Origin of the sequence: Streptomyces sp. NPDC005438, from assembly GCF_040606315.1 — a bacterium.
In the GTDB taxonomy this organism is placed as follows: Bacteria; Actinomycetota; Actinomycetes; order Streptomycetales; family Streptomycetaceae; genus Streptomyces.
In genome coordinates, this window is the sequence record NZ_JBEXEP010000009.1 from 140497 (window position 1) to 157467 (window position 16971).

At 72.0% G+C, this 16971-nt stretch carries 20 protein-coding genes; 3 read left to right on the top strand and 17 right to left on the bottom strand.

Annotated elements, in window-relative coordinates:
* Positions 1–258: 258 nt before the first annotated feature.
* From ABZT14_RS19855 to ABZT14_RS19905, 11 genes are all read right to left on the bottom strand, one after another.
* Positions 259–615, bottom strand: coding sequence for a hypothetical protein (locus ABZT14_RS19855; protein WP_356304439.1), 357 nt, complete (start codon positions 613–615; stop codon positions 259–261).
* 360 nt (positions 616–975) lie between these two features.
* Positions 976–1395, bottom strand: a complete 420-nt coding sequence (locus tag ABZT14_RS19860) for a gas vesicle protein K (RefSeq protein ID WP_356304442.1) — start codon at positions 1393–1395, stop codon at positions 976–978.
* 37 nt (positions 1396–1432) lie between these two features.
* On the bottom strand, positions 1433–1645 hold the full coding sequence (locus ABZT14_RS19865; protein ID WP_356304445.1) for a gas vesicle protein: 213 nt from the start codon (positions 1643–1645) through the stop codon (positions 1433–1435).
* The gene (locus ABZT14_RS19870; protein ID WP_356304448.1) at positions 1635–2510 is read right to left on the bottom strand and encodes a GvpL/GvpF family gas vesicle protein; all 876 of its coding nucleotides are present in this window, start codon (positions 2508–2510) and stop codon (positions 1635–1637) included. The genes ABZT14_RS19865 and ABZT14_RS19870 overlap by 11 nt, the downstream gene beginning before the upstream one ends.
* Entirely contained in the window at positions 2507–2896 is a 390-nt protein-coding gene (locus ABZT14_RS19875) for a gas vesicle protein (protein WP_356304730.1), read from the bottom strand. Before ABZT14_RS19875 ends, ABZT14_RS19870 begins: the two co-directional genes overlap by 4 nt.
* 62 nt (positions 2897–2958) lie before the next feature.
* Positions 2959–4194 carry an SRPBCC family protein gene (locus ABZT14_RS19880; protein WP_356304451.1) on the bottom strand — a complete coding sequence of 412 codons (1236 nt, stop codon included), beginning with the start codon at positions 4192–4194 and terminating at the stop codon, positions 2959–2961.
* Positions 4187–4882 (bottom strand): hypothetical protein, encoded by a 696-nt coding sequence (locus ABZT14_RS19885; RefSeq protein ID WP_356304454.1) that lies wholly within the window; start codon positions 4880–4882, stop codon positions 4187–4189. The genes ABZT14_RS19880 and ABZT14_RS19885 overlap by 8 nt, the downstream gene beginning before the upstream one ends.
* Before the next feature lie 49 nt (positions 4883–4931).
* Positions 4932–5189, bottom strand: a complete 258-nt coding sequence (locus ABZT14_RS19890; RefSeq protein WP_356304457.1) for a gas vesicle protein GvpG — start codon at positions 5187–5189, stop codon at positions 4932–4934.
* 21 nt (positions 5190–5210) lie between these two features.
* Positions 5211–5924 carry a GvpL/GvpF family gas vesicle protein gene (locus tag ABZT14_RS19895; protein ID WP_356304460.1) on the bottom strand — a complete coding sequence of 238 codons (714 nt, stop codon included), beginning with the start codon at positions 5922–5924 and terminating at the stop codon, positions 5211–5213.
* Positions 5925–5927: 3 nt separating this feature from the next.
* Positions 5928–6368 (bottom strand): gas vesicle structural protein GvpA, encoded by a 441-nt coding sequence (locus tag ABZT14_RS19900; protein ID WP_356304463.1) that lies wholly within the window; start codon positions 6366–6368, stop codon positions 5928–5930.
* Positions 6369–6459: 91 nt separating this feature from the next.
* Positions 6460–6768, bottom strand: a complete 309-nt coding sequence (locus ABZT14_RS19905) for a gas vesicle protein (RefSeq protein WP_356304466.1) — start codon at positions 6766–6768, stop codon at positions 6460–6462.
* Positions 6769–7305: 537 nt separating this feature from the next.
* Here ABZT14_RS19905 and ABZT14_RS19910 point away from each other — a divergent pair.
* Positions 7306–7842: a MarR family transcriptional regulator gene (locus ABZT14_RS19910; protein WP_356304468.1), complete on the top strand. Its 537-nt coding sequence runs from the start codon at positions 7306–7308 to the stop codon at positions 7840–7842.
* A gap of 452 nt (positions 7843–8294) precedes the next feature.
* Positions 8295–8819 (top strand): MarR family transcriptional regulator, encoded by a 525-nt coding sequence (locus tag ABZT14_RS19915; protein WP_356304471.1) that lies wholly within the window; start codon positions 8295–8297, stop codon positions 8817–8819.
* Here the strand turns inward: ABZT14_RS19915 and ABZT14_RS19920 are convergent.
* Positions 8807–10003, bottom strand: coding sequence for a PP2C family protein-serine/threonine phosphatase (locus ABZT14_RS19920; RefSeq protein WP_356304474.1), 1197 nt, complete (start codon positions 10001–10003; stop codon positions 8807–8809). The two genes, ABZT14_RS19915 and ABZT14_RS19920, sit on opposite strands and share 13 nt — an antisense overlap.
* Before the next feature lie 241 nt (positions 10004–10244).
* On the opposite strand from ABZT14_RS19920, the gene ABZT14_RS19925 reads away from it, so the two are divergent.
* The gene (locus ABZT14_RS19925; protein WP_356304477.1) at positions 10245–11144 is read left to right on the top strand and encodes a SigB/SigF/SigG family RNA polymerase sigma factor; all 900 of its coding nucleotides are present in this window, start codon (positions 10245–10247) and stop codon (positions 11142–11144) included.
* A 211-nt stretch (positions 11145–11355) separates the two neighbouring features.
* Here ABZT14_RS19925 and ABZT14_RS19930 read toward each other — a convergent pair whose 3' ends face one another.
* The 5 genes from ABZT14_RS19930 to ABZT14_RS19950 all read right to left on the bottom strand — a co-directional run bounded on the left by ABZT14_RS19930 (position 11356) and on the right by ABZT14_RS19950 (position 16888).
* Positions 11356–12540 (bottom strand): PP2C family protein-serine/threonine phosphatase, encoded by a 1185-nt coding sequence (locus ABZT14_RS19930; RefSeq protein WP_356304480.1) that lies wholly within the window; start codon positions 12538–12540, stop codon positions 11356–11358.
* A 441-nt stretch (positions 12541–12981) separates the two neighbouring features.
* A complete protein-coding gene (locus ABZT14_RS19935) occupies positions 12982–13152 on the bottom strand; it encodes a hydrophobic protein (RefSeq protein WP_356304482.1) in 171 nt (56 codons plus the stop codon).
* 132 nt (positions 13153–13284) lie between these two features.
* Entirely contained in the window at positions 13285–14952 is a 1668-nt protein-coding gene (locus tag ABZT14_RS19940) for an aldehyde dehydrogenase (NADP(+)) (protein ID WP_356304485.1), read from the bottom strand.
* An 89-nt stretch (positions 14953–15041) separates the two neighbouring features.
* The gene (locus tag ABZT14_RS19945; protein WP_356304488.1) at positions 15042–15482 is read right to left on the bottom strand and encodes a MaoC family dehydratase; all 441 of its coding nucleotides are present in this window, start codon (positions 15480–15482) and stop codon (positions 15042–15044) included.
* Positions 15479–16888: an MFS transporter gene (locus ABZT14_RS19950; protein ID WP_356304491.1), complete on the bottom strand. Its 1410-nt coding sequence runs from the start codon at positions 16886–16888 to the stop codon at positions 15479–15481. Before ABZT14_RS19950 ends, ABZT14_RS19945 begins: the two co-directional genes overlap by 4 nt.
* Positions 16889–16971 lie beyond the last annotated feature (83 nt).

A 16971-nucleotide genomic window follows, 5' to 3' on the forward strand; every position in this document is an offset into this window, starting at 1 on the left:
GGAGGGCGTCAACCGGTGGTGGCCAGCGGGGCGTTGGCCTTCCGGGCCCGCCCGTGTCATCTCGCGCGGGTCGCCCCGGGACAGGTCAACGCTGGGGACACGGGGGTGGGTGAGCGGGTGATTCAGGGGCGGATTTCCCGGAATTCCCACGGGAATTGCCGGTCGAACCGGCCCGAAACCCCAGGATGTCCGCCTCGGGAAAGCGTGGGGCTTTTCCGAGACGGACATCGAGGGCGATCCGTCACCGAGCGAGGAGTATCAGATACGCCCCTTGGTGTATCGGGTGACCGGGCCGCGACCGGACCTCTCGGTCGCACGGCCGGCCGCGAAGGCGCCGCCGAGGAGACCAATCACACCGGCCGCGGCGCCGACCGCGACGGCCTTTCGGTGCTTTATCAGATTCCATCCGATGGTGGCCCGAGAGGAGATCTTGCCCAGGGTTTTCCTGGCCTGCTGCTGGGCGGTGCTGACCGTCTCGGCGGTCGCCCTCCCGGCCGACCGGCCGTTCTCAAGGGTGCTCTCACCTGCGGACTTGGCGGCCTGCTTGGCGGAGCTGGCGGTCTCCTTGGCCGAACGGGTCGCGGCGTTCGTCGTCTTCCGCGTGCTGTTCGCCACTGTTCCTCCTCAGAATGGGCGCTCGTTTTCCGACGTGTCCGCTTCTCCTGGCGAGATGGAGTCCGCGTGGTGGTTCTCCACGGTGCGGAGGAATTCCCCCGCGCCGTGTTCGGGGACGAACGTCGTTTTTCCCTTGTGCTGTCTGCTGTGCTGTCTGCGGCGATCCCGGACGGCCTGTCGCCAACCCGTCCGTGCCCCTCGTCTATCCCCGTGTCGGGGCGTCAAACACCGGACCTCGGAAAGGTGTTGACGGATCTCGCGGGGACGTGTCGGACCGGCTCCCTCATTTCACCGACGGCACCGAACAGCGCCCTTTCACCAGCGGTGGAAGCGGGTGTACGACGACGGACCGGGCCGCCCTCAGTCGCGCGGCGGCAGCAGCGAACCCAGCGGGCCCAGGTCGAGGTTGAGGTCCGCCATGGTCAACCCGTGCTGCTCGCACAGGTCAGCCATCCGGTCCTGGAGCGTCATCAGGGTGAGCCCGACGCGTTCCTCCTCCTCTTCGGAGAGGTCGCCCTGGTCCACCCGGTGCAGGGCGGTGCGCTCCATCAGCTGGCGCAGGAGTTCCACGATGGTCAACACCAGCCGGATCAGGTCCTGTTGGACGTGGTCCGGGTCGGTGTTGAGCCGCTGGGGCGGCCTGGGCGAGGTGGACTCGTCGGCCGGTGCGGGCAGCAGGGCGAAGGCCCGGGCGGCGGCCTGGGCGACCTCGTCCCACCGGTGGTCCGGCTCCAACCGGTCGGCCGGGCCCGGTTCCTCCTCGGGCGGCGGATGCGACATGTCCCTCCTCCTGGACGGGCCGTACGGGCCCGCGCCCTCACCAGGGCGCGGGGCTGTCGGGCGTGACGGCGTGGATGACCGCGCGGAGGTTGATGCGGACCAGGTCCACGTCCGCGACGGACAGCACCAGGTCCCCGGTGAGGACCGCCCCACCGGTCAGCAGCCGGTCCAACAGGTCGATGAGGGCGACCTGTTGACCCGCGAGCGCGGACGGTTCGTCGGCGTTCCGTGCTGTCGGGTCAGCGTCCATCCCCGTGCTCCCTCGCGACGGACGGTGGTGGGGCGGTGTCGGTCAGCGGGCCGGTGAAGCTGTACGGGGCCCAGGGGCCGGTGACCTCGACCCGTACCCCGGTCAGCCCCCGGCCGGCCTCCTCCACGGCGGCGAGGAAGGCCTCGGCGCGCTCACCGAGGACCAGGTAGGCGTCGTTGGCGATGTTCCGCCCCTCGTGGGTGGCCAGTTCGCCCTGCTGGAGACGGTGCGCGGCGTGGTGGCTGGCGTGGGCCCCGGCCGCCTCGGCGACCCGGTCCACGGCCAGGGTGGCGGCGTGCTGGGCCTGCCGCAGGTGGCTGCGTTGCTCCTGCCGGCGCCGCAGATAGGCGCGGCCGGGGTTGTCACCGCCCGTTGTCCGGGCGGCGTCTGTCCGGGCGGTGTCGGACGGGGGCGCGGTGGCCGGGGCGGGGTCGGTGAGGTACACCTTCACTCCCCACTCCAGGTGGCCCGACAGCCGCTCCAGCCGTTGGTGCAGCCGCTCCGAGGAGGCGTCGAGCATCTCCGCCACCCGGGCGTCGTCCTGGTACAGGGTGGCCAACCGCAGGGGCAGCACCGTGCCGTGGGTGGCCAGCGCGTCCACCACCCCGTGGTGGCCCCGGGCGATCACCTCCAGCCGCGCCAGGTCCTCCAGTCGCGCCGCCAGGGCCGACTCCCCGTACGCCGAGGACGGCACCGAGGAGACGACGGCGGCCAGCCCCCGGGCGTGCACGGTGCGTACCGCGCGGTCCTCCAGGCCGGCCAACGTCTCCGCCGCGCGCCGGAGTTCGGGCGTGGGTGTGGCGATGGCGTACACATAGCTCAGTTCCTCGTCGGGGTGCTCCTCGGGGCGTTCGGGAGAGGTCATCGCTCCTCTTCCTCCTCGGCGGCGGCCGACGGCGCGCGGTCCGAGCGGAGACGTTCGATCTCCTGGCGGAGCCGGGCGTTCTCGGCCGCCAGCGACTCCGGCTCCCCCTCCTCGACCGCCCGGGGGGTCCGCCCCCGAGGGGTGGCCCGGGCGTGGGAGGAGAGGGAGGGGTCGTGCTCCCACCAGTCGATGCCCATCTCCTTGGCCTTGTCCACGGAGGCGACCAGGAGCCGGAGCTTGATGGTGAGCAGCTCGATGTCGAGCAGGTTGATCTGGATGTCGCCGGCGATGACGACACCCTTGTCCAGCACCCGCTCCAGGATGTCCGCCAGGTTGGCGGAGGAGCCCTGGCCGCCGTACGGGTGCGTCCCGGCGGAGGGGCCCATACGGCGGGCCAGCGAATCAGACACGTGCGGTCGTTCCTGTCTGTGCGGGTGTGGCCGGCCCGTCAGCGGCGGGCCGGGGCTTCCTCGTCGAACTCGTCCTCGAACTCGTCCTCGGGTTCGTCGTCGTAGTCGCCGTCGTACTCGGCGTCCTCGTCGGAGTCCTCGTCGTCCTCGGACTCGTCCTCGGGCTCCTCGTCGTACTCGGCGTCCTGGGAGGCTTCCGGCTCCTCGGCGTCCTCGGGTTCGTCCTCGTCCTCGTCGAACTCCGGCTCGTCCTCGGGTTCGTCGGACTCCTGGTCGTCGCCGTCGCCGTCCTCGGCGGCGTCCAGGGGCTCGTCCTCCTCCGGCTCGCCGTCCTCGGCGTCCTCAGACGCGGCGTCCTCAGGGTCGGTGTCCTCGGTGTCCTGGGACCCCTCGGCCCCCTCTGAGCCCTCCGCCCCCTCTCCCTCGTCGGACCCCTCGGACTCCTCCCGCTCCACGGCCTCCTCGTGGCTGACCACGACCTCGCCGTCCTCGATCTCGCCGCGCCAGCCGTCGGTGGCCTCTCCGCGCGTCATGATGAACTTGCGGTAGAGCTTGAGGTCCAGCCGTGCCCGGCGCCCCTGGGCCCGCCAGATGTTGCCGGTCTTCTCGAACAGCCCCTTGGGGAAGTACTCCAGGACCAGCAGCACCCGGGTCAGGTTGTCGGTCAGGGCGTGGAAGGTGACCACGCCGCGTACCGTTCCCTTGGCGCCCTCGGTGGTCCAGCTGATGCGCTGGTCCGGCACCTGCTCGGTGACGTTCGCCTGCCAGCTACGGGTCGACTTGGCGACCTTCACCTTCCAGTTGCTGGTGGTGTCGTCCGCCTTCTCGACGCTGACGACCCCCTTGGCGAAGGTGCTGAACTCCTGGAACTGGGTCCACTGGTCGTACGCCTCGCGCACCGGGACGCCGACGTCGATGTCCTCGACGATGGTGACGCTCTTGGACTTGCCGCCACCGCCCCGTCCCTTGCCGCCCATCCCCAGGGCCCGCTTCAGCTTGTCCTTGACCATCGAGGTTCCCGCCTTCATCGCGGCCTGGGCGGGCGACTTGCCCTGGCTGAGGGCCTCGCCCCCCTTGGCCAGTCCCTGGAACATCCCCGCCCCGTCGCCGGGGCCGGCGAGCTTGCCGGCCGCCTGGCCGACCTTCTCGCCGAGGTTGGAGACGCTCTGGAGGGCGCGGGCCTGTACGTACGACCGCAGCTCCTCGCGCAGGCGGTCGGTGGCCGGGCTGTTGACCACTTCGTCCTTGAACCGGGACAGCGTGGAGTCAGTCACGACGGCTCCCTCCGGTGGAGGATCCACGGGAGGAGGTGGACTTGGCGGTCTTGCGAGCCGTACCGGAGGCCTTGCGGCTCCCGGAGGCCGTCTTCTTGGCGGTGGAGGCGGAGGTCTTCGACGCGGCCCCCGAGGACCCCGTCTTCCGCGAACGTGCCGCTCCGGTCGCGGACTTGGCGCTCTTGGCGGCCTGGCCGGAGCCGGAGCGCGCGGCCTTGGTGGTGGAGCGGCGCTTGGGCTGCTCCTCGTCCCGTTCGGAGGCGGTACGCCGGGAGGGGGCGCGCTTCCGGGAACCACCGGAGTCCTCGGCGGCGGCGTCGTCCCGACGGTCCTCCTCGTCCGCGGTGTCCTGGGAGTCCGCCTCCTGGGCGTCGTCCCGCTCCTCGCCCCGGGGGTCGTTGAGCACCCGGGTGCGCTCGTGGAGGGAGTCCGCCAGGCCGCTGATGCGCTGGGTGACGGCGGAGCTGAGGGCCGAGCGGGTGCCGTCCAGCAGTTCCTGACGCACCTGTCCGGTCAGCTGGCTGACCACCGGGGTCTGGGCCAGCAGTCTGCTGAGCTGCTTGGGGTCGAGGCTGAGCTTCTTGCCGGCCAGCACCAGCCCCAGGCCGATGGCGAGTTTGGCCTTCTTGGTGCGCCCGAGGAGGTAGCCCCCCACGAGCGCGGTGCCTATCTTGGCGTTGGTCTCCATTCGGTACTGCCTTCCTGTGAAACGTCGGTGGTGAGGGCGGGCGGGCCGCTCACTGTCGGGGTGGCAGTCGCCGTCGCTGGGCCTCCAGCCACTCCAGGCGGTCCAGCAGTTCGTCCTCGCGGCGGTCGAACTCCTCCTCGGTGATCTGTCCGTCGAGCAACAGCCGCTCCAGTGCGCGCAGTTCGCGCTGTACGGGGGCCGGGTCGTAGTACTCCTCCTCGGCCGCGCGTACCACCTGGTCCAGCACCCACCCGGTGCCCCGCAACGGGGCGAGGGGGAAGGTCAACAGCTGGGTGATCAGTCCCATGAGAGGCGCCCGCCCGGGGGCTCACACGAAGCTGTAGGGCGGGAGTGGTCCGTTCACCGAGAGCGAGTAGGCCTCGCCCCGGCGCTCGGACTCGTCCAGGGCCCGTCGGGCGAAGGCGGCGGCGTCCTGTCGCCGCACCAGGAACGAGGCGTTGAGGAAGTGGTCCTTCGGGGTGTCCAGGACGGTGTGCCCGACGGTGTTCCCGGCCAGCAGCTCGGCGAGTTCGGCGCCCTCGCGGTCCTGGCGCACCCGGACCTCGGCGGCGACCAGTTCGCCCAGCCGCACCTTGTCCCCGTGGCTCGCCCGCTCGTCCCGGGCGCGCTCGCGGAGCTGGCGTATCTCGTCGGTGTCGCCCAGGATCTCGCGGAGCAGGTCCTCCTCGTCCCGGGTGGCCTTGACGTTGTACTCGACGCAGCCGTCGACCTCGGTCAGCCGCCGGTCGTACGTCTCCTCGTGCTGCCGGAGGGCGGCGACCACGTCCTCGTCGCTGGGGCCCACCAGGCCGAAGCGCATCGGCAGGACGGCGCCGTCCTCCATCAGCCGTTCCAGTACGGCCTGGTGGGCGGCGAGGTCACGGCGCTTGGCCCGGAGGTTGTCCGGCGCGTCACTGACCACGGCGCTGAGGGTGTCGGTGCGTACCGCGCGCAGCGGGGCCTCGGCCTCCCCGACCGGCGCCAGTCCGTCCAGGCGGGTGGGGTGGTCGGTCCGGGTGATGGCGTAGATGTAACTGCTCATGGATTACTCCTCGTTCTCCTTGCGGCGCGCGGTGCGGCGGGTACCGGACGAGGAGGACCGGCGACGTGAGGCGGTCTCCTCCTCCTCGTCGTCCCGGCCCTTCTGGAGCGACTCGCTGAACGCCTCGACGGCACCGGTGAGGGCGCCCTTGGACTTGCCCTTGGCGCCCTTCTCCACGGAGTCGCCGACGATGTCGGTCAGCTGGCTGGGCGCCTTGCGGCCGGCCTCCAGGTCCAGGCGGTTGCAGGCCTCGGCGAAGCGCAGGTAGGTGTCCACGCTGGCGACGACCACCCGGACGTCGATCTTGAGTATCTCGATGCCGACCAGGGAGACCCGGACGAAGGCGTCGATGACGAGCCCCTTGTCCAGGATCAGTTCGAGGACGTCGTAGAGGTTGCCTCCACCGCCGCCCGACGGGCCGGACTGCTGTTGCATCACTGTCATGGCTGTTCCTCTCTCTCGGTCGGGGGCGGGCGGGGGTTCCGCCCGTCCCCGCTGTGCTGCTCTCTGCGCGAGGAACGGTGGTCAGGCGCCCTCAGGAGCGGCCGTCCACCTGGCTGCGGGTGTAGCGCCGGGTGCGCTCGTAGCCCATGAGCTCGCCTCGGGGGTCGAGGGTCACGCGGTAGGTGGCCATGACGCTTGAGGTGTCGGGCACCCGCTCGATCTCCACCACCTCGACGTCGGCGGTCCACCCGCCGTCCCGTGGCTGGAGCGAGGAGACCGAGTCGGCCGTCTTGCCCACCAGCTCGGCCAGTTGCTCGGCCGCCCTGCGCATGGCGACGTTGGCCGGCGCGCGTCGGGGCCGTTTCTCGCCGCCGCTCGTCTTCTGGTCGGAGTTCGGCATGGCGTCCTTCCGCTTGTGATCAGTGCCGCGTCAGCTCCGTACGGAGGTCCCCACGGCGACCGGGGGTTGACCGGGGCGCGTGGGGGCCGGCCCGGTGGGCGCGTTGCCGCGCCCGGGTCCGGGTAACGGGGACCGCCCGGTGCCCGTCGGGGCGGGCGTGGGGGCGACGCGGCGGGGCACACGCCATCCCGAACCCGTGGCCGTCGCCGTCACTCCGCGCCCGGGGCGTCGGGGTGCCGTGCTGGGGGCGGGTTCGGGTGCTCGTGGTGCCATGTAGACCATCAACTGTTCCTATAGAGCAACTGTTGCTGCACCGCGATCATACAGAGGTGGCAGTGCCTGTCCAGGGGGAGTCGCACAGGTCACGACAGGACCCCGACGGCACACCCAGAAACCCGGAACTCGGAGGCGTGAGCGGCCTGAACGGGGGCACCCGGGCGGGATCGGAAGTCCGACGGGGCCTCGAAGGAGCGCCGGCCACCGGGCGTGTGAGGGCGCCGGCGCCACAGAGGACGGAGACGAGGGAGTGGCGCGCCTGTGGAGTGGAACACCGCCCTGTCGCCTCGCCGACACCGCGAGGCCGTCGAAGTGCTCTGTGTGGTGGTCGAGTTGCTGGAGGTACGACGGGCCCGAGGCTGGGAACAGGGCGGCACCCCGACCGTCTCCCCGACCCAGTTGCGGGCCCTGTACGTGATCGACCACCACGAGGGCACCAACCTGCGCGACCTGGGGGACGCGCTCGGCATCACCCCGTCCTCGGTGAGCCGGCTGTGCGACCGGTTGCAGGACATGCGCTTCGTACGGCGCTCCACCAGCGAGGTCAACCGTCGGGAGGTGGAGCTGCGCCTCACCCCCCGGGGTGTGCGCTATCTCTCCGAGATGCGGACCGGCTGGCTGCGCCGCCTCAGGGGCGTCCTCGCCGAGCTGCCGGCGGACACCCGGAGGGCGTTACTGGTCGAGGCGGGGCGGCTGTGCGGGCCCCGGCCCTTCGTGGCGGCGGGGGAGGGCCCTCCACCCGAGGTCGAGGTCCGGTTGCCCCCCACCGGACCGGCCGTACGCCGCGACGCCGGATGACCGCCCGAGCCGTCCGACCGAACGGGCCGTACTGACCGGGCTTACCGGGGGAACCGCCTCGACGGGCTGGGGCGGACCGGCCGCCGGGGCCCCTGGCGGCCGGCGGGGTACACGGGTCTACCGCAAGGCGAGGCGGGAAAGCTAAGATCTTCCCTGGTCACACTTGAGTGACGACCACGTCCGCGAAGCCGAGCGACACTCCGTGGCCGCTCCGTTCGACGGACGATCCTCCGGGCGATGCCCGCGCGAGACGCTCGCGCCACGGTCGGCCGGAGCCCCCGGTGGCCGGACAGGTGGCCGTGGGGCGAGTGTGCGAGTGTGGCGTACGCGGTGGTGTACGGCCATGTGTACGGGCGCGCACGGGAAGGTCGGTACCGGAAACTGGCAGTGATGGAGCGCAACGTGAGGGTGGATCTCGGCTGGAGAGGACCTGGGCGGTTCGGAGGGTCGCTGTGACGGGTGAGAGTTCCGCCGGGCGTCCCCGGCGTCGGGGTGCCCGGGAGGCCGCGGAGACGGCCAGCGAGGTCATCGAGCTGCTGGAGGTCCTGTGGGAGCGGGGCCGCGAGGCCGTCTCGGACGTACCGGTCTCCGCCTCCCAGCTACGGGTGCTGTACTGCCTGGACCGGGGCGAGGGCATGAACCTGCGCACCCTCGGCGAGCTGCTGGGGTCCACGCCCTCCTCGGCCAGCCGGCTGTGCGACCGCCTGGAGGCCCTGGGCTTCCTGGAGCGGGTGCCCAGCCAGGTCAGCCGACGGGAACTGGAGCTGCACCTCACCCGCCAGGGCCGCAGGTACCTGCGTGATCTGCGGGCCCTGCGGGAGGAGACGCTCACCGCGACCCTCGCCGGGATGCCGCCCAAGGCCCGGGCGGCGCTGTACGACGGGCTGGCCTCCTTCCGGGACGCGGTGGAGAGCGACGCGCCGGCCTGGCGGCTGCGGGCCGAGAAGCCCGGCAAGGACGTGGGTCACTCGGCCTGACCGGGTGCGTGCGGGCCGGGCTCGTCCCCGCGTCCGTGCCAGTCCACACAGGCCACCAGGGCGTCGTCGTCGATCGCCAACCCCTCGCGGTAGTCGGACAGTTCGCGCAGCAGCGCGCGGGGCACCTGGGTCGCGGGGAGCAGTCGGTGGGCGGCCAGGGAGCGGGCCAGCGCGCGGTCGCCGAAGCGCTCGCCCGAGGGTACGTCGCTGTCGTAGACACCGTCGCTGGCCATCACCAGCCGGTCGCCGGGGCGCAGTTGGAAGCGTTCGGTGGTGTAGGTGACCTCGGTGCTCCGGCCCATCGGGGGCTGCGCGTCGAAGTCGAGCCGCTCGGCCCGCCCGTCCCGGCGGAGCCAGGCCCGGGGTGAGCCGGCGTCCAGCACCTCGACCTTCCCGGTGTCCAGCTCGAAGCGGAGCAGCAGCATGGAGACGTACTCCTCGCCCCGGTAGTGCTCGCACACCGCCTCGTTGGTGAGGGTGGCCTGTTCGGCGAGGTCGAGGCCGGCGCGGCGGGCGTTGCGCATGGCGTTGACCGCGAGGTTGGTCAGCAGCGAGGCGCGTATCCCCTCGCCCATCCCGTTGGTGAGGGCCAGGGTGAGCTGGTCGGCGGTGGCCGACCAGTCGAAGTTGTCGCCGCGTATGGCGTAGGCCGGCTCCAGGTGGCCGCCGAGGACGAACTCCCGGCGCACACAGGTGCGGCTCGGCAGGAGCTGCCACTGCATCTCGGCGGCGAGGGTGAGCCGCGCGGCGCGGCGGGCCCGCAGGTACAGGTCGGTGTCCCGTTCGGCGACGGTGATCTCGTGGCCGAGCACCTCGCACAGCTGGGTGAGCTGCGGGGTGAGGGCCTCGGCGTCGGAGGCCGGGGGGAGGGTGACGGAGAGCACTCCGATCCGGTCGCCCCGGACGCTCACCGGTATGTGGGAGGTGACCGTCTGCGAGACCGGGTCGGTGAGGGTGAGCGGGGTGGGGGCCTCGAAGGCCCGACCCTGGGGGCTGTCGCTGATGGTGACCGGGTCCGTGGTGGGGGAGTGGACGGTCTGGAGGGCGCGCACCGAGTAGTCCGCCATGCGCAGCTCCACGTGCAGGGCCCCGCACTCCTGGCGCAGCAGCCTGGTCACGGTGTCCACCATGGCGTCCGGGGGGCCGTTGCGCAGGGCCCGCTGGACGGTGCCGAGTTCTTCCACGTCTTTCCGCTCCCACTCACAGGTGACGCGTTCGGCGGTGGTGGTGCTTCACGCGTGTGGTCGCGGTCAGCGTAGACAGCGTTCGCATCCGGGCGGGAGTCCTTTCGACAGTGAGGAATGTCCGGTTCGACGGGCGTCGTACGGGGTCCTCGGGGCGGCTCGGCGAATCTTCGTGATTCAGGGGGCGTGAAACCCGTACGGCCGGGCATGTGGACTGGTGCAGTAAGCCAACAGTTGTCGTATGGAGGATGTAGTGAGCTCGATCGTCCCGACGTCCCCCGCTCCCAGCACCCAGATCGGCGAGACCGAGGGCACCCCCCTGCCGGAGGCCCCCGGGCCCCTGCCCGCCGTTCCCGAGCCCCGGGCCGTCTCCCCCGCTGACGCCCGTGACCTCACCCGGGTGTTCCTGCGACGGCTGAACGAGCTGGAGGAGGGCACCCCGGAGTACCAGTACGTGCGCAACACCCTCATCGAACTGGGCCTGTCCGTGGTGAACTACGCCACCCGGCGCTTCCGCCAGCGCGAGGACCTCCACGAGGACCTGGTCCAGGTGGGCACCATCGGGCTGATCAAGGCCATCGACCGGTTCGACGTGGACCGGGAGGTGGAGTTCACCAGCTTCGCCATCCCCTACATCACCGGCGAGATCAAGCGGTTCTTCCGGGACAACACCTGGGCCGTGCACGTCCCCCGCAAGCTACAGGACCAGCGCATCGCCCTGGCCCGGGCGAACGAACGGCTGGAGACGGAGCTGGGGCGCGCGCCCACCACCGCCGAACTGGCCGAGGACCTGGAACTGTCCGAGCAGGAGGTCGGGGAGGCCCGGATCGCCGCCAACGGCTACTCCGCGCGCTCCATCGACGTGCCGGTCAGCCGGGAGGGCGGTGACCGGGGCGAGGAGACGCTCGGCGAACACCTGGGGTTCTCCGACCCGGCGCTGGAGAAGGTGGAGAACGTCCACGCGCTGAAGACCCTGCTGGGGGAGCTGGACGAGCGGGAGCGTCGGATCATCGACCTCCACTACGGCCAGGAGCTCACCCAGCAGCAGATCGGGAACGAGCTGGGCATCTCCCAGATGCACGTCTCCCGGCTGCTGCGGAAGTGCCTGGACCGGCTGCGGGTCGCCATGACCCAGGCCTGAGACCCGGCGCGTGCCCCGGGGGTGCGGGTGCGGTGCGGGCGCCGTACGTCGGCCGACCGCCCCGTCGCCCCCGGCGGCTCGCGGCGCGTGTGGCGAGGCGCGGTGCGGACGTCGCCCCCCTTTGGCGGTCCGACCTCGCGCCCCACACGGGCTGAGGCGCCTCCCTGGTGACGGGAGGCGCCTCAGCCGTTTTCGCCCGGGGGTCGGGCGGTCAGTGTTCCGGTTGCCGGTCCGGTCGCCCCAGCCAGTCCATGCAGACCACCAGCGCGTCGTCCTCCAGCGGGACGCCTCCCCGGTACTCGGCGAGTTCCCGCAGTACGGCACGGGGGAGCTGGCTGGGCGGAAGCAGCCGGTTCGCGGTGACCGAGCGGGCCAGGGCGTGGTCGCCGTAGGGCTCGCCGGCCTTCGACACCGTCTCGTAGACGCCGTCGCTGGCCACCAGCAGGCGGTCGCCGGGGTGCACCCGGAAGTGCTCGGTGGTGTACGGGGTGTCCTCGAACATGCCCAGTGGGAGCTGGGCGTCGAAGTCGAGGGTGTCGACCTTGCCGTCCCGCGCGAGCCAGGCGCGCGGGGAGCCGGCCTCCACCACCTCCACCTCGCCGGTGGCCAGCGCGAACCGCATCAGCAGCATGGAGACGTGGGCCTCGCCGCGGTACTGCGCGTACAGGGCCTGGTCGGTCAGGGCGGCCTGCCCGGCGAGGTCGAGGCCGGCGCGGCGGGCGTTGCGCATGGCGTTGACCGCGAGGTTGGTGAGCAGGGCGGCCTCGATCCCCTCGCCCATGCCGTTGGTCACCGTCACCGTGACGTGGTCGGAGGAGACCGACCAGTCGAAGTTGTCGCCGTGTATGGCGTAGGCGGGTTCCAGGTGGGCGCCGAGGCTGAACTCGCGGCGCCGGCAAGCGCGTCCGGGCAGCAGTTGCCACTGCATCTCGGCGGCGAGGGTGAGCCGGGCCGCCCGGCGGGCCCGTACGTACAGGTCGGTGTCCCGTTCGGCGACGGTGATCTCGTGCCCCAGGGCCTCCGCCAGCTCCCGCAGCTCGGGTAGCAGTCCGGCCAGGTCGTCCTCCCGGGGGAAGGTGACCGACAGGACGCCCACCCGGTCCCCCCGGACGCTGACGGGAAGGTGCGCCACCGTGGTGCCCGCCGCGTGGTCGCCGAGGACCAGGGGCTCGGGTGCGCCGAAGGCGCGCCCTTGGGGGCTGTCGTCGATCGGGAGGGGCTGTGAGGTCAGCGGTACGGCCTCGACCACCTGGAGGGTGCGCATCCCGTAGTCGGCCATGCGCAGTTCGGCGTCCAGGGCCCCGTACTGCTCGCGCAACGTCCGGGTCACCACGTCCACCAGGGCGTGGGGTGCGGCGGTGCGCAACGCCCGCTCCACGACGGCGAATCTGTCCATGTCTCCTGCTTCTCGTTCGGCTGCCAGCCCGTACGGCGACCGGGTGGGGGCACCGACTCCCCGCGGAGCCCGCCGTACATTATCGCCATAGTGCAACATTCGTCGAAAGGAAACTATGGCGCGGTCGACGGGGCTGGCTGAGAAGGGAGTCCCGGTCGGCCGTTCCACGGCCTGGTGAGGCGGTGGGGGTTCGCGGAGGGTGGCCGGGAAAGATCGGTGCGGTGTCCTGGTCGCTTTCCGTGCGGAGCGCTGTCGGGTCCAGCATGGTGCCCGAAGTCGGGCCGGGGAAATCGGTGTCCCCCCAAGGTGCCCCCGCCCTGGCCCGTCCAGGCGAACACGGCGCCCACCAGCCCCGGGAAACGCCTGTGGGCCGGGCCACGGATCACTCCGTGGCCCGGCCCACAGGCGGGGCCCACCGTCAGCGGACGGTCGGTGTCCCCTCTACCAGCGGTACCACCGTCCTCTCCCGCCACCGGTTCGCGCCGGACGTATCAGGAAGCCGAGCAGCCAGACGACCACCACGATGGCCGCGATCCACCACAGGGCCTTGAGCGCGAAGCCGGCGCCGAACAGCAGCAGGGCGAGGATCAGGACGAGAAGCAAAGGAACCATGATTATCAACCTCCGGGCGACCGTGTGCCCCCAACTGGTGCCCGTAAGCAGGAGAGTTCGGAGGTTTTCCCCGGTCACCGGGGGGAAGCCGGACTCCTTCACCCGCTCCCGGCTTCCCGGCCTCGCGGCGGCTCAGCTCTCCCGGTGCCCGTCCACCCGGCGGGGCAGGCGGTAGGGGTTGGCGTCGGCCACCTCCGGGGGCAGGAGGAAGTCCGGTACGTCCTGGTAGCAGACCGGGCGCAGGAACCGTTCGACGGCCAGGGTCCCCACCGAGGTGGTACGGCTGTCGGAGGTGGCCGGGTAGGGGCCGCCGTGCACCATCGCGTGGCCCACCTCGACACCGGTGGGCCAGCCGTCGAAGAGGACCCGCCCGGCCAGGGTCTCCAGCACCGGCAGCAGCCGGGCCGCCGTCCCCCGGTCGCCGGGACCGTCGGGGTCGCTGGTGGTGCCGCCCTCAGGGGCGCTGCCGGGGTCGCTGTCAGGGGCGCCTTCAGGGGCGCCGCCAGAGGCACTGCCGAACTCGCCGTGCACGGTCGCGGTGAGCTGCCCCTCCACCTCCGAGGCCACCCGGAACAGTTCGTCCAGGTCCGCGCAGCGCACCAGCACACTGGCCGCGCCGAACGTCTCCTGACCCAGCTCGGGGCGGTCCAGCAGGTCCCGGGCGGTGACCGAGAACACCTGGGGCACCCCCTCGCGCGTTCCGTGCGGACGGTCCGGGGTGAGGTGCCGTACCGTCCCGTCGGCTGCCAGCCGCCCGGTGGCCTCCCGGTAGGACGCGCCGATCCGGGGGGTGAGCATGGTCTGGGCCGGGGCGGCGGCCACCTCCTCGACGACGGTCGACACGAAGGAGTCCCATCCCGGCCCCTCCACGGCGACCACCAGCCCGGGGTTGGTGCAGAACTGTCCCGCGCCCAGGGTCAGCGACCCGACGAAGCCCCGGGCCAGTTCGGTCGGCCGCGCCGCCAGCGCCCCGGGCAGCAGGAACACCGGGTTGACACTGCTCATCTCGGCGTACACCGGAACCGGCACCGGACGGGCGGCGGCGATGCGGGACAGGGCGAGCCCTCCGGCCCGGGAGCCGGTGAAGGCGACCGCCCGGATCCGGGGGTCGGCGACCAGGGCCGCGCCGATCTCGTCGCCGGTACCGAACAGCAACGAGAAGACCCCGGGGGGCAGCCCGGCGGCGGTGACGGCCTCCGCCACGGCGGAGCCCACCAGTTCGCTGGTGCCCGGGTGGGCGTTGTGCCCCTTCACCACCACCGGGCAGCCGGCGGCCAGGGCGGAGGCGGTGTCGCCGCCGGCCACCGAGAAGGCCAGCGGGAAGTTGCTGGCCCCGAACACCGCCACCGGCCCGAGGGCCAGTCGCCGCTGCCGCAGGTCGGGCCGGGGTGCTGGGGTCCGGTCCGGCAGCGCCGGGTCGACACGTACCCCGGCCCAGCCGCCCTCGCGCAGTTCCCGGGCGAACAGCCGCAACTGGCCGGTGGTGCGCCCGACTTCGCCGCTGATCCTTCCGGTGGGCAGCCCGGACTCGGCGACCGCGCGTTCCACCAGTTCCTCGCCGAGGGCCTCGATGTTCGCGGCGATCGCCTCCAGCAGTTCCGCGCGCGCCCCGGGCGCGGTGGCCCGGAAGGCGGGGGCGGCCTCGGCGGCCAGCGCGCAGGCGCGGGCCACCTCCTCGGGGCCGGCCGAGGGGTACGAGGGTGGGAGGACCTCGCCGGTGGCCGCCGCCACCGGGACGACCGGCTCACCGTCGCCGACGTACAGCTGGGCACCGAGGAACATGGCTCCGGTTACGGACATGGGTGTGGCTTCCTTCTTCCTGTGCGCGGGGGTGCCCGCGGCCGGGGGCGGTCCGTCGCGCACGCTCGCCCCCGGCCCCGGGCGGCGGTTCAGGGGCGACGGTCCACGGCGAGGACGTGACGGCAGGACAGGACCGTCTCGCCGTCCTGGTTGACGCCGGTGTACTGCTTGGTCACTAGGCCGATGCCCGGCCTGCGGTGTTCGGCCAGGTCCACGACCAGGCTGGTGGCGGTGACGGTGTCCCCGGCCCGCACCGGACGGGGGAACCGGACGCGTTCGTAGCCGTAGGCGACGGCCAGCGGGTTGTACTCCACGGTGAGGCCGACCACCAGACCGAAGGTCAGCACCCCGTGGACCAGCCGTCCGCCGAACCGTTCCTCGGCGAAGGCCCGGTTCACGTGGGCGGGGTGGAAGTCCATGGTCAGCCCGGCGAAGGTGTTCACGTCGGACTGGTCCAGGGTGCGGGAGCCGCCGCCCCCGGTCTCGTCCAGGACGTAGTCCTCGAAGTACCGCTCCACGAGTCGGGTCATGGCCGCACGGCCTCCTTCCCGGCCCGGTCGGTGGCGTGCCCCGGGGTCCGAGGGGGACTGTCCGAGGTCCACGCCTCCTCCCGTACGAAGGAGTCGCCGTCGGCCTGGAGGGCGTCGGAGCGGAAGTGGCGGGAGTAGTACACCGACACCAGCGCGATCAGGGCGTAGACCACCATGCACAGGGCGATGGGCCACCAGTGGTCGGCGGCGTGCAGCAGCCCGGTGGCGACCAGCGGGGTGGTGCCGGCCAGCAGGGCGCCGCTGGTCTCGCGGGCGAAGGCGATGCCGGAGTAGCGGATGGCGGGCGGGAACATCTCGGTGAGGAACGCCGCCTGCGCCGCGTAGCAGACCGCGACCGCGCCGACGAAGCAGACCACGATGCCCACGATGATCAGCGCGGTGTGGTGGCTGTCGATCAGCCAGAACATCGGTACCGGCCAGATCACGCCGAACCCCGTCCCGTACAGGAACAGCCGGCGTCGGCCCACGCGGTCGCCGAGAGAGCCGAAGAAGGGCATGAACAGCGCGCCGGACAGCAGCACGGTGGCGTTGATGCCCAGGGCCAGCCCGGCCGCCACCCCGACGTTCTCGGTGAGGTAGCTGAGGATCCACACCTGGGGGATGTACGAGTAGCCGCTGAGGATCACGTTGGAGCCCAGGGCGGTGGCCAGCCGACGCTTCTCGGTCCGCATCAGCCGGACCAGGGGCACGCTCTCCTCCTGCCGGGTCTCCTTGGTCCTGACGAAGGCCTCGGTCTCCTCCACCCGGCGCCGGATGTAGAGGGAGACGGCCAGCAGCGCCACGCTCAGCAGGAACGGCAGCCGCCAGCCCCAGGTGTAGAAGCTGTCCCCGGTGAGTTCCAGCATCAGCTGGAAGACGGTGAGGCCCAGGGCGGAGCCGATCCAGACGCCGGCGCCGGACCAGGAGGCGTAGAACCCCCGTTGCCGTGCCGGGGCGGACTCCGAGGAGAGCACCACGGCGCCCGCGTACTCCGCGCCCGCGCCCAGCCCCTGGAGCAGCCGCAGGACGACCAGGAGGAAGGGCGCGAACCAGCCGGCCGTCTCGTACCCGGGGAGCACGCCGATCAGCATGGTGCTCAGGCCCATCAGGGCGAGGGTGGCGACCATCACCGGCTTGCGCCCGATCCGGTCTCCGAGGTGTCCGAAGACCATGCCGCCGAAGGGGCGGGCGAAGTAGCCGACAGCGAAGGTGGCGAAGGCGGCCATCAGACCCACGAAGGCGTCGTCGGTGCCGAAGAAGTAGTCCTTGAAGATCAGTGTGGCCGCCGCGCCGTAGAGGCCGAAGTCGTACCACTCGACGAGGCTGCCCACCGCGGACGCTGAGGCGGCCCGGCGTGCTCTGCTGTTCTGCTGCCGCGTGGCGGCGGGAGGTGGGGACGTATCCATGGGTGCTCCGTTGCTGTGATGGACCATCTCACGTTGCGGTTCGGCCGACCTGTCGGCCCTGCGGCCGTGGCTGTCCGGTGGGA

What these genes read in the sequence shown, in the direction of transcription:
- ABZT14_RS19860 (WP_356304442.1), bottom strand. Translation starts at nt 1,395, where the DNA reads ATGTCGCATCCGCCGCCCGAGGAGGAACCGGGCCCGGCCGACCGGTTG.
- ABZT14_RS19865 (WP_356304445.1), bottom strand. Translation starts at nt 1,645, where the DNA reads ATGGACGCTGACCCGACAGCACGGAACGCCGACGAACCGTCCGCGCTC.
- ABZT14_RS19870 (WP_356304448.1), bottom strand. Translation starts at nt 2,510, where the DNA reads ATGACCTCTCCCGAACGCCCCGAGGAGCACCCCGACGAGGAACTGAGC.
- ABZT14_RS19875 (WP_356304730.1), bottom strand. Translation starts at nt 2,896, where the DNA reads ATGGGCCCCTCCGCCGGGACGCACCCGTACGGCGGCCAGGGCTCCTCC.
- ABZT14_RS19885 (WP_356304454.1), bottom strand. Translation starts at nt 4,882, where the DNA reads ATGGAGACCAACGCCAAGATAGGCACCGCGCTCGTGGGGGGCTACCTC.
- ABZT14_RS19890 (WP_356304457.1), bottom strand. Translation starts at nt 5,189, where the DNA reads ATGGGACTGATCACCCAGCTGTTGACCTTCCCCCTCGCCCCGTTGCGG.
- ABZT14_RS19895 (WP_356304460.1), bottom strand. Translation starts at nt 5,924, where the DNA reads ATGAGCAGTTACATCTACGCCATCACCCGGACCGACCACCCCACCCGC.
- ABZT14_RS19900 (WP_356304463.1), bottom strand. Translation starts at nt 6,368, where the DNA reads ATGACAGTGATGCAACAGCAGTCCGGCCCGTCGGGCGGCGGTGGAGGC.
- ABZT14_RS19905 (WP_356304466.1), bottom strand. Translation starts at nt 6,768, where the DNA reads ATGCCGAACTCCGACCAGAAGACGAGCGGCGGCGAGAAACGGCCCCGA.
- ABZT14_RS19925 (WP_356304477.1), top strand. Translation starts at nt 10,245, where the DNA reads ATGGAGGATGTAGTGAGCTCGATCGTCCCGACGTCCCCCGCTCCCAGC.
- ABZT14_RS19930 (WP_356304480.1), bottom strand. Translation starts at nt 12,540, where the DNA reads ATGGACAGATTCGCCGTCGTGGAGCGGGCGTTGCGCACCGCCGCACCC.
- ABZT14_RS19935 (WP_356304482.1), bottom strand. Translation starts at nt 13,152, where the DNA reads ATGGTTCCTTTGCTTCTCGTCCTGATCCTCGCCCTGCTGCTGTTCGGC.
- ABZT14_RS19940 (WP_356304485.1), bottom strand. Translation starts at nt 14,952, where the DNA reads ATGTCCGTAACCGGAGCCATGTTCCTCGGTGCCCAGCTGTACGTCGGC.
- ABZT14_RS19945 (WP_356304488.1), bottom strand. Translation starts at nt 15,482, where the DNA reads ATGACCCGACTCGTGGAGCGGTACTTCGAGGACTACGTCCTGGACGAG.
- ABZT14_RS19950 (WP_356304491.1), bottom strand. Translation starts at nt 16,888, where the DNA reads ATGGATACGTCCCCACCTCCCGCCGCCACGCGGCAGCAGAACAGCAGA.